We start from the raw sequence: 12,695 nt of genomic DNA on the forward strand, positions 1-12,695 counted from the left end.
CTTACTCTCCTTGCAGGGTGGGGACGACCATCGGAGTGCCGGTCACCGGGTCCGGGACGACGACGCTGGGCAGGTCGAAGACGTCCTTGATCAGGGTGGCGTCCACGATGTCCGCGGGGTCGCCCTCGGCGACCACCTCGCCGGCCTTCATGGCCACCAGGTGGTCGGCGAAGCGGCACGCCTGGTTGATGTCGTGCAGGACCGCGACGACGGTGCGGCCCTCGTTGCGCAGCTTGGCGAGCAGGCCGAGCAGTTGGTACTGGTGGGTGATGTCGAGGAACGAGGTGGGTTCGTCCAGCAGCAGGTAGGGCGTCTGCTGGGCGAGCACCATCGCCATCCAGACGCGTTGCCGCTGCCCGCCGGAGAGTTCCTGTACGGGCCGGTCCGCCAGGTCGGCGACGCCGGCGGCGGCCATCGCCCCGTCGACGGCCGCCTGGTCGCCGTCCGACCACAGGGCCAGCATCGACTGGTGCGGGAAGCGGCCCCGGGCGACGAGTTGGCGGACCTTGATGTCCTCCGGCGCCATGGGGTCCTGGGGGAGGAAGCCGAGCTGCTTGGCCAGCGCCTTGGTCCCGAACGCGCCGACCTCGCGGCCGTCGAACTCCACCTGTCCGGAGTGCGGTTTGAGCAGCCGCACGAGCGCGCTCAGCAGGGTCGACTTACCGCAGGCGTTCGGGCCGACGATGGCGGTGAACGCGCCGTCGGGCAGGTCGAGGGTGAGCCGTGTGGACACGACGCGGTCTCCGTAGCGCAGGGTGATCTCCCGCGCCGTCAGGCGTGCGGTCACGCGCGCCTCACCTCCTTGGTCAGCAGCCAGATCAGATAGCAACCGCCGATCGCGGTGCTCACGACGCCCACGGGCAGCGCGACCGGGGCCAGCAGCATCTGCGCCACCAGGTCCGCGCCCTGGAGCAGGACCGCCCCGGTCAGCGCGGCCGGGAGCAGCGGGATGCCGGCGGCGCCCGCGAGCCGGCGGCCGATCTGCGGCGCGGCCAGCGCGATGAACGCGATGGGTCCGGCCACGGCGGTCACCGTGGCGGTGCAGCCGACGCCGACCAAGACCATCAGCAGCCGCAGCCGGTCGAGTCCGACGCCGGTGGTCACGGCGACCGGGTCGCCGAGCGCCGCCTGGTGCATGGCGTGGGCCCGGGTGGTCATCACGAGCAGCAGCACCGCGATCACGGCGAACGGGATGCCCAGGTCCTCCCAGCCGACGCCGTTGAGGGACCCGGCGCTCCAGCCGACGGCGGCGATCGCCACCTCCAGTTCGGCGCGCAGCACGATCCACGAGTTGATCGCGGTCACCATCGCGTTCACGGCGATGCCGATGACCACCAGCCGGAGCCCGGAGAAGCCGTGTTCGAGCGAGAGCAGGTAGATGGCGGCGGCGACGACCAGTCCGCCGGCCACCGAGCCGACGGCCAGCTGGGCGGAGGTGCCCGACAGCACGGTGAGGGCGACGAGCGCGCCGGTGTAGGCGCCGGCGTCGAGCCCGATGACGTCGGGGCTGCCCATGGGGTTGCGGGTGAGGTTCTGGAAGAGGGCGCCCGCGACACCGAGCGCCAGGCCGAAGACGGCGCCGGCGAGCACGCGCGGCAGCCGCCAGTCCCGGATCACCACGGAGTGCTCCGAGCCGGTGAGGACGGCGAACACCCGGGAGGGCGACGACCAGGACGCCCCGTAGCACAGCCCGAGGAGGCCGAGGCCCAGCATCAGGGCGACGAGCACGACGACGAGTACCACCGTGCGGCGTTCGGCGCGCAGTCCGCGTACGTTCACAGCGACCCCGCCCCGTAGCGGCGGACCGCCCAGATCAGCATGGGGCCGCCGAGGAACGCGGTCACGATGGCCACCGGCACCTCACCGGTCGGGAGCAGGACGCGCGAGGCCATGTCGGCCGCGAGCAGCAGGATGGGGCCGAGCACCATCGTGTAGCCGATCAGCCAGGGTACGGAGCCGGATGCCGCCCGGCGCGCGAGATGCGGCACGATCAGTCCGACGAAGAGGATGGGGCCCGCCACCGCCGTCGCCGCCCCGCTGAGCACGGTGATGAGGACGAGGGTGACGATCCGGACGCGGCCGACATGGGCGCCCAGGGTGTGCGCCACGCTCTCACCGAGTGTGAGGGCGTTGAGGGCCCTGCTCAGCAGCAGCGCACCGGCCAGGGAGACCGCGATGGCGGTCAACGGCCAGGCGAGCGGGGCCTGTTCGCGTCCGGCCAGGGTGCCGACGGACCAGAAGCGGTACACGTCGAAGGTGTCGGGGAGCATCAGCCGCAGGCCGAGGGACACCCCGCTCAGCACCGCGGTCAGCGCCACCCCGGTGAGCACCAGGCGCAGCGGTGAGCGGCGGCCGACCGCGGCGACGAGCACCGCCGCGATCGCCGAGCCGACGACGGCGGATCCGAGCTGGCCGGCCTGGCCGGCTGCCAGGCCGAGCGCGGACCCGATGGTGACGGCGAACCCGGCGCCCGCGGTGACCCCGAGGATGCCGGGCTCGGCGAGCGGGTTGCGGGCGAGCGTCTGGATGAGGGCGCCGGCGACGGCGAGTGCGGCGCCGACGGCGACGGCGAGCATCGCGCGCGGCGCCCGCACGTCCCGCACGACGACGTGGTCGTCGGTGCCCCGGTAGTCGAACAGTGCGCGCACGACTTCGCCGGGGGCGACGTGGCGGGCCCCGACGCCCATGCTGAGGACGGCGAGAGCGGCCAGCAGGACCAGTCCGCCGACGAGCAGGGCGGTCTGCGGAACGGCCCGCCGGTGTCCCGCCGCCTCGGACGCGCGGCCCGCGACGGTCACCGCTTCAGCAGCGGAGCGAGCGACTGGTCGACCGCGTCCAGGGTCAGCAGGGCCTCGCCGTAGGTGGCGGCCTCGGTGTAGCGGAACGGGTAGACCTTGCCGGCCTTGACGGCGGGCAGGTTCTTCCAGAGCTTGGAGTCCAGGACGTACTTGACGGACGGCGGGACGCTGCCGTCGGCGCTGACGGAGTAGGTCAGCACGTCGGCCTGGCGGAAGGCGTCGGGCAGTTCCTCGATGGAGGGGTACTCGCTGACGGCCTGGGAACCCGGACCGGGCTTCTTGACCTTGCCGTAGTAGGTGGCACCGATGTCCTCGGCGATGTTGGTGCCCCAGGAGCCGTTGAACTCGCGCTGGAAGGTGCCCTTGGCGGCGTCACCGTACGCGCCGACGTGACCGAGCTTCAGCTTCGGCAGGACGTCCTTGTACTTGGCGGCCAGTTCGGCGGCCTTGGTGTCGTACGCCTTCTTCTGGGCGTCGAACTGCTCCAGCGCGCCGGCCGCGTCGGCCTGCTTGCGGGAGAGGTCGCGCCAGGCGGACGGGAGGCTCGGGCCGATCGCGACGACCGGGGCGATCGACTTCAGCCGCTTCATGTCGATGTCGCCGAGCACGGGCGCCGGGACCCCGATGACGATCAGGTCGGGCTCGGCCTCGGCGATGGCCTCGTAGTTGGTCTCGGCCGCCTGCTCGCCGGCCACCTTGGTCAGCTTCTTGTAGGTGGCGAGGTCTTCCTTGTTCATCATCGGCTCGCCGCGCTTCCACGACGAGATGCCGACCAGCGGTGCGTCGGCCTCGATCAGCGCGGGCACGGCATAGCCGGTGGCCACCACACGCTTCGGGTTCGCCGGGATCGTGATCTTGCCGTTGTCCGCGGTGAACACCCGGGTCTCGGTCTTCTCCGAGGCGGAGTCCGACCCGCCGTCGGAGGAGGACCCGCATCCGGCCAGTACGAGGGCCAGCGCGACGGCGCCGACCAGGCCGGACGATCTGCGTATGGACATTCCGAAGCTCCTTGCTACTTAGGTAAGGCTCACCTTACTTGATGGCCTTTCGGGGGGACAACCCGCAGGTTGCGCGCCCCCTGCCCTGCGGTGGATCAGTGCTCGTGACCGTGCTCGTGGTCGTGGTCGTCCTCGTCGAAGTCCGCGACGCCCCGCTTCCAGTAGCCGGTGATGTCGTAGTCGGCCCTGTCCAGGCGGAGTTCGTCCCGGACCCAGCGGCGCAGCGGCTTGATCTGCCCGGCCTCGCCCGCGACCCACACGTACACCCGCTCCCCCGCGGGGACGGCGACGGACATCGCGGCCCGGGCCAGCGCGTCGCCGGAGCCGGCGGGCGCACCGTCGCGGTGCAGCCAGCGGACCTCGACGCCCTCGGGCGCGGAGAGCCCGATCTCCTCGGCGGCGTCCGCGACTTCGACGAACGCCCAGCCCTTGGCGGTCCTCGGCAGCTCCTCCAGCCAACGCGCGACGGCGGGCAGGGCGGTGAGGTCCCCGACGAGCAGATAGCGGTCGTAGGTGTGCGGGACGATCAGCCCGCCGGGCGGCCCGGCGACGTGGACGGTGTCACCGGGCCGCGCCCGGCCGGCCCAGTCGGAGGCCAGCCCGCCCTCGTGAACGGCGATGTCGATGTCGATCTCGCCGGCGACCGGGTCGTAGCGCCGCACGGTGTACTCGCGCGAGGTGGGCACCGGCCTGGGCCAGCGCAGCATCGACCCGTTGCGCTCGGGCAGCCGCAGGGTGCCGTCCGGCTCCCGGAAGATCAGTTTCACGTGCTCGTCCGGCGCGTGGGCCTCGAACCCCTCGGTACCGGGGCCGCCCAGCGTCACCCGCAGGAGGCCCGCGCCGACGGCGGCCGTGCGGACGACCTCGGCCTCCCGGATGCCGATCGGGTAACCCACCTTCTCGGCGTGCAGCCCGGCGCGCACCTCGGCGATCCGGTCCAGGTGGCGGTCGCGGTGGTCGGCGCGGCTCACGCGGCCTCACCCGCCAGCAGCGCCTGCCAGTGGCCGAGTTCGGGCAGCTCGAAGAGGTCGGGGAACTCCAGCGCGGTCGCCCCCGCCGCGCGCCAGCGCTCCACCAGCACCATGATCCGCATCGAGTCGAGACCGAGGTCGACCAGGTTCTCGTCGGGCGCGATCTCACCGGGCTCGCAGCCCAGCAGTTCGGCGATGTCGGCCCTGACACGGTCGGGCGACAAGGTCTGACTCATCCAAGTACTCCTCGGTGGGTGGGCGCCGACGGCGGGTCGGAGCGGGGATGGCGGTGCGTACGGGGCCCGGCGCGACCATGCGCATGCGAACCACCGCTCAGGGCGGGGGCGTTCACAGGGCGCGCGAGGGCGCGGCTCGGCCCGCCGACGGGGCGCGGTGCCCGCGGCGAAGGTCTACGGAATGGGCCACAGTCCCCCCTCAGGCCGAGGCAAGGCTAACCTAACATCGACACCTGCGACACGGGCACCCCACCTGCCAACCAGGCTGCGTCGACGAGCAGTTCAGGCGTCGCGTCCATGGCCCGAACCACACCGCCCTCCTGCGCGAACCACGAAACTTAGGTTACCCTCACCTAACCTACCGTAGGTGCTGCTCCGGGTGAAGACCCGCCGCAGGCATGCCGCCGCGCCGCACCGGCGCAGCCCCTCAGCGCATCCTCATCCCTGGCCCCCTCCACGGGGCCATCGAGAACGGAGTCCCCGTGTCGACGGCATCCCGAGTCGCCGCGCCCATACCCACGGCCCATCCGGCCACCGGGGCGGCCACCTCTCTCCTGGACGCCTACGCGCCCGGCGCCCGCTTCCTCGCCACCCCCGGACGCACCCTGCTCGCCGAGGGCGCGGCGCTCCAAGTGCCGCACGGCGCACAGCCGGTGGACCGGCGCGTGGCGGACACCCTGGCGGCGGCCACCGACGCCGGGCAGCGGTCGCCGGTGGTGATGGGCGCGATCCCGTTCGACCCCGCGGAACCGGCCGCCCTGAGCGTGCCCACCGCGGTGCGCACCGGCCCGCCGCTCACCTCGGACCCCCTCATCGCCCTGCCTTCGCCGGGGACGGACTCCCCCGGCTGGCAGATCCGGCCGGTCCCGGACCCGGAGGTCTACGCGAAGGGCGTGGCCTCGGCCGTGGAGCGGATGTGGCGCGGCGAGTTCAGCAAGGTCGTCCTCGCGCGCACCCTGGAGCTCACCTCACCCGCCCCGCTGGACGTGCCCGCCATGCTCCAGCGCCTGGCCCGCCGCGACCCCTCCGGCTACACCTTCGCGCTCCCCACCGGCCCCGGCCGCACCCTGATCGGCGCCAGCCCCGAGCTCCTCGTCTCCCGCCGGGGCCACCGGCTCGTCGCCAACCCCCTGGCGGGCTCCGCCCCGCGCAGCGACGACCTCGCCGAGGACGTCCGCCGCGCCGCCGCGCTCCTGGAGTCCGCGAAGGACCTCCACGAGCACGCCGTCGTCGTGGACGCCGTGCACCAGGCGCTCGCGCCGTACTGCTCGGCGATGACCGTGCCGCCCCGGCCGACGCTGATCCGCACCGCGACCATGTGGCACCTGTCCACCACGGTCACGGGCACGCTGAGCGACCCGGACACCTCTGCGCTCACGCTGGCCTGCGCCCTGCACCCCACCCCGGCAGTGTGCGGCACGCCGACGGCGACGGCCCGGCAGGTGCTGACCGAGACCGAGCCGTTCGACCGGGGCTTCTTCACCGGCGTGGTCGGCTGGGGCGACGCACGTGGCGACGGGGAATGGGTCGTCACCATCCGCTGCGCCGAGGCGGAGGAGCGCACGCTGCGCCTCTACGCCGGCGCGGGCGTCGTCGCGGCGTCCGAACCCGAGGCCGAGACCGCCGAGACGGCCGCGAAGTTCCGCACGTTCCTGAGCGCGGTGGGCGCCGAGCTCTGAGCCGCTGTGCTACGCGGTGAGGGCGGCGGGTTCGCCCAGCCTGGCGGCGGCCGTCCGCCAGGCGGCGGTGACGGCGAGGCGGGCCTGTGCGGTGGCCGTCGGGCCGTCGCCGTCGAGTCGCAGCGGTGACCCGACGTGGACGTGCAGACGGGGGCGGCGCAGCGGGGCGGTGGCCAGGCCCGCCAGCTGCTTGGCGGCCGAGCCCGAGGTGACCCGGCGGGCCCCCGCCTGGCCCAGCGGGATGACCGGCGCGCCGGTGCGGTGTGCGAGCCGGGCGAGGCCGCGGTGGAAGGCGCCGGGCGCCGTTTCGGCGGCGTCCTCGCGGTCGGGGAGGCCGCCCTCCGCGTAGATGAGGATGTGCCGGCCCCGTTCCAGCGCCTCCTGGGCGAGGCCGACGGCGCGGCCGGCGCGGGGGTCGCCGCGGTGGACGGGGATGTGTCCCTCACGCGTCAGGGCGCGGCCGAGCACGGGGACGCGCCAGAGCCCGGCGGCGGCCATGACGACGGGCCGGGCGCCGAGGAGGCGCAGGGCCGCCAGGACGATCGCGGGGTCCGCGAGCGAGGTGTGGTTGGCGGCGATGATGCCGGCCGGGGGCAGGGCGGCGTCCGCGTCCGTGGTGAGCGTCAATCGCCCGAAGGCGGGCACCAGTTGACCGGCAAGGCGGCTGAGCATGGGATATCTCCGGTTCGCTCGGGAGGAGTTCCATCGTTCCGCTCCGAACGGCCGCCCGGCTGAGCGGTGGTACTCATCCCCCCTGGGTATCCGGACGGCTCCGCCGACCGTGTGTCACCGTCGTACGACGTCCGCGATCGCCGTGGTCACCAGCTTGCCGACCGCCGCCGCGTCCGGCGGCCCGGGGTCGCGGTCCGCGAACAGCAGGTGCCCGCCCCCGACGAGGGTGAGGGTGAGGGAGTCGATGTCCGCGTCGGCCGACACCCGGCCCCGCGCCCGCTCCTCCGCGAGGTAGCCGGAGACGGCGGTCGTGATCTGGGCGAGGATCGCGATGCCGCCTCCGGGTGTCGCCTGCCTGAGACGCGCGCGCAGCTCGTCCCGGAAGGTGAGGAGAGGGATGATCGCCACCGGCACCGGGCCGAAGAGGGCGGTCAGCGCGTCGGTGAGGTTGCCCGCCACGGTGCCGGTTCCGGCGCTCTCGCCCAGCGTCCGCGCCCGCGCGTCGAGTTCCGCGGCCCGGTCGAGCACGAGCTCGGCGAGGAAGGCGTCGAAGTCGGCGAAGTGCCGGTGCAGGACCCCCTTGGCGCAGCCCGCTTCCTCGGTGACGGCCCTGCTGGTCAGAGCGTTCGGCCCGTCCCGCAGCAGGACGCGCTCGGCGGCGTCGAACAGCTGCTGCCGGGCATCGCGAAGGTGCACTCCGGTCGGCACGTAACACTCCTCGTTCTCGTCCGCGCCCCTGCCACGCCTTGGCATGTGGGCACTTGCCCACTAAGGTGAACGCATGCCCACTCTACCGCGGGAACAGCCGCAGCCCCATCACGCCCGCCGGACCGCAGAGTCCTTCGGCATCGACGCACGGCGATACGACGAGGCCCGTCCGGCCTATCCCGACGATCTGGTGACCCGTGTGGTCGCCGGGAGCCCCGGCCCCGCCGTGCTCGACGTCGGCTGCGGTACCGGCATCGCGGCCCGCCAGTTCCGGGCGGCCGGCTGCACGGTGCTCGGCGTCGAACCGGATGCCCGGATGGCGGACCTGGCACGCGCGCACGGCATCCCGGTCGAGGTGGCGCCCTTCGAGGCGTGGGACCCGGCGGGCCGGACGTTCGACGCGGTGACCGCCGCCCAGTCGTGGCACTGGGTGGACCCGGCGGTGGGCGCCGAGAAGGCGGCCCGGGTGCTGCGGCCGGGCGGGCGCCTGGCGGTCTTCGGGCACGTCTTCGAGCCGCCCGCCGAGGTGGCGGAGCCGTTCGCGGCGGCCTTCCGGCGGGTGGCCCCGGATTCGCCGTTCAGCGGTCAGCCGGCGCGGCGCCCGCTGGAGGCGTACCGGGCGGGGTACGCGCGGACCGCCGAGCAGGTCCGTGCGACCGGGCAGTTCCACGAGCCGGAGCAGTGGCGCTTCGACTGGGAGCGCCCGTACACCCGGGACCAGTGGCTGGACCTGCTCCCCACCACCGGGGGCCTCACCCGGCTCCGACCCGGGCCGCTGACGGAGATCCTGACGGCGGTGGGCGACGCCATCGACGCGCTGGGCGGCCGGTTCACCATGCGGTACGTCACCCTGGCGACGACGGCCGTGCGCGTCGGGAACGCCTGAGGGCTCCGCCGGGAATCGCGGGACAGCCCTCAGCCCACCAGGTCCGGAGCGCGCAGCATCTCGTCCGGGATGCCCCAGGCGTCCACGAGGTCGACCGCGAGCGGCCGGACCCTGCGGCAGAGGTCGTTCACCTCGCGGCTGATCGCCTTGGACCGCTGGACGGTCAGCCGGCCGTGCTCCATGAACCAGGCCCGGTCCGCCTCGATGACCGAGAGGGCGAACAGGTCGCACAGCAGCCGCAGCGCCTCCTTGTTCCCGCCCTCGGGCATCGCCCGCACCTTGTCGGTGAACGCTTCGAGGACCAGCCGTTCGACGTGCGCGCGGGCGACGGCGATGACGTGGTCCTGGACCCGGGAGAAGACGGCGCCGGGGTCGTCGTGCTCGTCGATCCCGCGCTTGAGCCTGCGGGCCACCCCGGCGAGCATGTGCTCCTCGCGGAAGCGGACCATGGCGAGCTGGTACTCCGGGTCGAGCAGCCCGGCCTCGCGGTCCCACTCGTCGCCGCCCGGCAGCAGGTCCCGCACCCGCTCCAGCAGCTTGTGGGCCGAGGTCTTCTCCAGGACCGTCTCGACGGCGAGCCCCGCGACGTGCCGGACCGTGCCGAGCTGGTCCAGGTCCTCGAACTCGCTCGCGTAATGGGTGAGCAGGCCCTTGGCGACCAGCTGGAGCAGGACGTGGTTGTCGCCCTCGAAGGTGGTGAAGATGTCGCTGTCGGCCTTGAGCGCGGCGAACCGGTTGACGCTGAGGTAGCCGGCGCCGCCGCACGCCTCGCGGCACTCCTGGACGACCCGGGTGGCGTGCCAGGTGGCGAGCGCCTTGGTGCCGGCGGCCCGGGACTCCAGGAGGCGCCGGGCCCGCGCGTCGTCCCGGATGCCGGAGAAGACGTCGTGCAGCTGGGTGCGTACGGCGTCCTGCGCGAAGTGCAGCGCGTACGTACGGGCGAGGAGCGGCAGCAGGCGGCGCTGGTGCAGTCCGTAGTCGAGGAGCAGCTGCTCGTCCGTGTCCGGGGCGGCCGCGAACTGCCGCCGCCGGACGGCGTACTTGGTGGCGATCGCGAGGGCCACCTTGGCGGCGCCGACCCCGGCACCGGCGACGCTGACCCGGCCCTGCACGAGGGTGCCGAGCATGGTGAAGAACCGCCGCCCGGGGTTCTCGATCGGGCTCTCGTAGACGCCCTCGGCCGTGACGTCGGCGAACCGGTTGAGCAGCGCCTCGCGCTCCACGCGCACCCCGTCGAACCGGATGCGGCCGTTGTCGACGCCGTTGAGGCCCATCTTGCGTCCGTCGTCCTCGATCCGGACGCCGGGCACGACCTCCCCGTCCCGCCTGACCCGTACGACGAAGGCGTGCACGCCCTCCGCCTTCCCCGCGACCTCCAGCTGGGCGAAGACGACGGCGAGTTCCGCGTGGCGGGCGGCATTGCCGATGTAGTCCTTGCGCGCCGCGTCGTCCGGAGTGGTCAGGACGAATTCCTGGGACGCGGGGTCGTACCGCGCCACCGTCCCGAGCGACTGCACGTCGGAGCCGTGCCCGGTCTCGGTCATCGCGAAGCACCCCATCAGACGCCCGGTGACCAGGTCCGGCAGGTAGGCCCGGTGGTGCCGCTCGGTGCCCAGCTGGAGGATCGCGCCGCCGAAGAGCCCGAACTGCACCCCCACCTTCACGAGCACGGACAGGTCCCCGAACGCAAGCGTCTCGAACGCCGCGATGGACGCCCCGACGTCGCCACCCCCGCCGTACTCCCGCGGAAACCCCATCCCCGTCTGCCCGGTGGCGGCCATCTCCACCACGATCTCCCGCACCCGCTCGCGATACGCGTCGAAGCCGAGTTCCTCGGCCTCCTCCAGCACGGAGGCGTACGCCACCAGGTTGCTCCGGACGAGCTCGCGGATGCCGGCGTACTCCCCGTCGAGCACCCGGGTCAGCCCCGGTACGTCGACCTCGGGCTGTGGGTGACCGGCAGCGGGTGTGTTCTCAGTGACCATGCACTTTCGCTACCCCGCCCCGGCACGGTCAAGCGACCGCTTCGGGCGGATCGCCCCGGTGACGCGCGGACGCCGCCGGGCCGGAGACGGCGCGAGGCCGTTCCGGCCCGGCGGCGTCCGCCGGGCTGTGTCGTGCGCTCAGTGGCCGACCATCGCGGTCGGGTCCGCGGCCTTGACCTTCTTGCGCGGCAGCAGCAGCGCCGGGACCAGGCACACGGCGATGAGCACGGCCGCCACCAGGAACACCGAGGCGAACGCGTCGCCCATCTGGTCCTTGATGCCGTCCGGGGTCCTCGCGGTCATGTCCTTGAGGCCGTTGGTGAGGAGCACCGAGAACAGGGCGGTGCCGATCGAGGCGGCGACCTGCTGGACGATGTTCATCAGGGTCGAGCCACGGGCGACCGTGTGCTCCCTCAGGGTGGCGAGCGCCGACGCCATGATCGGCATCATGGAGGCGCCCATGCCGAGGCCCATGATGAAGAGCGCCGTGATGATGTACGCGTAGGACGTGTCGGCGGCGAGCTGCGTGAACATGCCCATGCCGACGGTGATGACCGCAATGCCGGTCATGACGATCTTGCCGGGGCCGATGCGGTCGGCGAGCATGCCGGCTATCGGCATGGTGATCATCGCGCCGATGCCCTGCGGTGCGAGCAGGACGCCCGAGTCGAGCGCCGACTCCCCGCGCACCTGCTGGAAGTAGAGCGGGAACAGCAGGCTGGCACCGAAGAACGCCATCGCGAACAGCGACATGGCGATCACGGCGACGCTCAGGTCACGGTTCTGGAAGAGCCGCAGGTCGATCAGCGGGTGGATGTTGCTGGGCCGCAGCGCCCAGGGGACGAAGGCGGCGACGAGGACCAGACCGATGATCGCGGGGACGAGGACCTTCGCGGCCCAGACGGTGCCGGTCTCCGGAATGGAGGAGACGCCGTACAGGAAGGAGGCGAGGCCGGGCGAGAGCAGCAGCACGCCCACCCAGTCGAAGGTCTCGGACGGCTCCACGTTGTCCTTGGGCAGCACGACCCACGCGTACACGAGGGCGATGGCGCCGATCGGCAGGTTGATCAGGAAGATCCAGTGCCAGGTGGCGATGTCGATCAGCCAGCCGCCGAGAATCGGGCCGAAGATCGGGCCGAGGAGCATGGGGATGCCGAGCACGGCCATCACCCGGCCGACCCGCTCGGGGCCGGCCGCACGCGTCAGAATGGTCATGCCGAGCGGCATCAGCATGCCGCCGCCCAGGCCCTGGATCACCCGGAACGCGACCAGCATCTCCAAGGAGTCGGCGGCGGCGCACAGCGCCGAACCGGCCGCGAACAACGCGACCGCGAGCAGATACAGACGTTTTGTCCCGAACCTGTCGGCTGCCCAGCCGGTGAGCGGGATGACACTCGCCAGTGCCAGCGTGTAACCGGTCATCGTCCAGGCGACCTGGGCCGAGGTCGCCTGGAACTCCTTCTGGAAGGTCTGCAGTCCGACCGAGACCACGGTGATGTCCAGGATCGACATGATCCCGCCGAGCACGACCACCCCGGCCACGAGGAGGACCTTGCTGTCCAGCTTGTCGCCGGAGGCGCCCCCTCCCCCCGGAGGGCTCGACTCATTTTTTTGCAACGTGGTCATGACTCACCTTTCGGAAGCTGCCGGGCCACCCGGGCCCGCTCGATCTGTCCACCCCCCGCGACCTCCGGCTGGTGGCAACGGTGCGCTCCGGCGGGCATGAATACGGAATCCGCCCTTCCGTCGGGCGGTCAGAGCT

The 12,695-nt window shown here is 72.8% G+C and carries 12 protein-coding genes; 2 read left to right on the top strand and 10 right to left on the bottom strand.

Annotated elements, in window-relative coordinates; all coding sequences use genetic code 11:
* Position 1 precedes the first annotated feature (1 nt).
* The 6 genes from ACFUJY_RS19200 to ACFUJY_RS19225 all read right to left on the bottom strand — a co-directional run bounded on the left by ACFUJY_RS19200 (position 2) and on the right by ACFUJY_RS19225 (position 5,003).
* Positions 2 to 787 carry an ABC transporter ATP-binding protein gene (locus ACFUJY_RS19200; protein WP_383300800.1) on the bottom strand — a complete coding sequence of 262 codons (786 nt, stop codon included), beginning with the start codon at positions 785 to 787 and terminating at the stop codon, positions 2 to 4.
* A complete protein-coding gene (locus tag ACFUJY_RS19205; protein WP_383301052.1) occupies positions 784 to 1,713 on the bottom strand; it encodes a FecCD family ABC transporter permease in 930 nt (309 codons plus the stop codon). Before ACFUJY_RS19205 ends, ACFUJY_RS19200 begins: the two co-directional genes overlap by 4 nt.
* A gap of 62 nt (positions 1,714 to 1,775) precedes the next feature.
* Complete coding sequence (locus ACFUJY_RS19210) at positions 1,776 to 2,798, bottom strand: FecCD family ABC transporter permease (protein WP_383300803.1); 1,023 nt, start codon at positions 2,796 to 2,798, stop codon at positions 1,776 to 1,778.
* Complete coding sequence (locus ACFUJY_RS19215; protein ID WP_383300806.1) at positions 2,795 to 3,796, bottom strand: ABC transporter substrate-binding protein; 1,002 nt, start codon at positions 3,794 to 3,796, stop codon at positions 2,795 to 2,797. Before ACFUJY_RS19215 ends, ACFUJY_RS19210 begins: the two co-directional genes overlap by 4 nt.
* Before the next feature lie 95 nt (positions 3,797 to 3,891).
* Positions 3,892 to 4,767 (bottom strand): siderophore-interacting protein, encoded by an 876-nt coding sequence (locus tag ACFUJY_RS19220; RefSeq protein WP_383300809.1) that lies wholly within the window; start codon positions 4,765 to 4,767, stop codon positions 3,892 to 3,894.
* A complete protein-coding gene (locus ACFUJY_RS19225; RefSeq protein WP_383300811.1) occupies positions 4,764 to 5,003 on the bottom strand; it encodes a phosphopantetheine-binding protein in 240 nt (79 codons plus the stop codon). Before ACFUJY_RS19225 ends, ACFUJY_RS19220 begins: the two co-directional genes overlap by 4 nt.
* A gap of 482 nt (positions 5,004 to 5,485) precedes the next feature.
* Here ACFUJY_RS19225 and dhbC point away from each other — a divergent pair, with 482 nt between their 5' ends.
* Positions 5,486 to 6,682: an isochorismate synthase DhbC gene (dhbC, locus tag ACFUJY_RS19230; protein WP_383300814.1), complete on the top strand. Its 1,197-nt coding sequence runs from the start codon at positions 5,486 to 5,488 to the stop codon at positions 6,680 to 6,682.
* A 9-nt stretch (positions 6,683 to 6,691) separates the two neighbouring features.
* On the opposite strand, the gene ACFUJY_RS19235 is transcribed toward dhbC, so the two are convergent.
* On the bottom strand, positions 6,692 to 7,354 hold the full coding sequence (locus ACFUJY_RS19235; RefSeq protein WP_383300816.1) for a lysophospholipid acyltransferase family protein: 663 nt from the start codon (positions 7,352 to 7,354) through the stop codon (positions 6,692 to 6,694).
* A 114-nt stretch (positions 7,355 to 7,468) separates the two neighbouring features.
* The gene (locus tag ACFUJY_RS19240; protein ID WP_383300819.1) at positions 7,469 to 8,062 is read right to left on the bottom strand and encodes a TetR/AcrR family transcriptional regulator; all 594 of its coding nucleotides are present in this window, start codon (positions 8,060 to 8,062) and stop codon (positions 7,469 to 7,471) included.
* Between the two features lie 73 nt (positions 8,063 to 8,135).
* Here ACFUJY_RS19240 and ACFUJY_RS19245 point away from each other — a divergent pair, with 73 nt between their 5' ends.
* Positions 8,136 to 8,948: a class I SAM-dependent methyltransferase gene (locus ACFUJY_RS19245; RefSeq protein WP_383300822.1), complete on the top strand. Its 813-nt coding sequence runs from the start codon at positions 8,136 to 8,138 to the stop codon at positions 8,946 to 8,948.
* 29 nt (positions 8,949 to 8,977) lie between these two features.
* Here ACFUJY_RS19245 and ACFUJY_RS19250 read toward each other — a convergent pair whose 3' ends face one another.
* Both ACFUJY_RS19250 and ACFUJY_RS19255 read right to left on the bottom strand, forming a co-directional pair.
* Positions 8,978 to 10,933 (bottom strand): acyl-CoA dehydrogenase family protein, encoded by a 1,956-nt coding sequence (locus ACFUJY_RS19250; RefSeq protein WP_383300825.1) that lies wholly within the window; start codon positions 10,931 to 10,933, stop codon positions 8,978 to 8,980.
* A 138-nt stretch (positions 10,934 to 11,071) separates the two neighbouring features.
* Positions 11,072 to 12,559 carry a DHA2 family efflux MFS transporter permease subunit gene (locus tag ACFUJY_RS19255; protein WP_383300827.1) on the bottom strand — a complete coding sequence of 496 codons (1,488 nt, stop codon included), beginning with the start codon at positions 12,557 to 12,559 and terminating at the stop codon, positions 11,072 to 11,074.
* Positions 12,560 to 12,695 lie beyond the last annotated feature (136 nt).

It is taken from the genome of Streptomyces sp. NPDC057249 (genome assembly GCF_042669245.1).
Classification (GTDB): domain Bacteria; phylum Actinomycetota; class Actinomycetes; order Streptomycetales; family Streptomycetaceae; genus Streptomyces.

What these genes read in the sequence shown, in the direction of transcription:
- ACFUJY_RS19215 (WP_383300806.1), bottom strand. Translation starts at nt 3,796, where the DNA reads ATGTCCATACGCAGATCGTCCGGCCTGGTCGGCGCCGTCGCGCTGGCC.
- ACFUJY_RS19250 (WP_383300825.1), bottom strand. Translation starts at nt 10,933, where the DNA reads ATGGTCACTGAGAACACACCCGCTGCCGGTCACCCACAGCCCGAGGTC.
- ACFUJY_RS19205 (WP_383301052.1), bottom strand. Translation starts at nt 1,713, where the DNA reads ATGCTGGGCCTCGGCCTCCTCGGGCTGTGCTACGGGGCGTCCTGGTCG.
- ACFUJY_RS19255 (WP_383300827.1), bottom strand. Translation starts at nt 12,559, where the DNA reads ATGACCACGTTGCAAAAAAATGAGTCGAGCCCTCCGGGGGGAGGGGGC.
- ACFUJY_RS19245 (WP_383300822.1), top strand. Translation starts at nt 8,136, where the DNA reads ATGCCCACTCTACCGCGGGAACAGCCGCAGCCCCATCACGCCCGCCGG.
- ACFUJY_RS19235 (WP_383300816.1), bottom strand. Translation starts at nt 7,354, where the DNA reads ATGCTCAGCCGCCTTGCCGGTCAACTGGTGCCCGCCTTCGGGCGATTG.
- ACFUJY_RS19225 (WP_383300811.1), bottom strand. Translation starts at nt 5,003, where the DNA reads ATGAGTCAGACCTTGTCGCCCGACCGTGTCAGGGCCGACATCGCCGAA.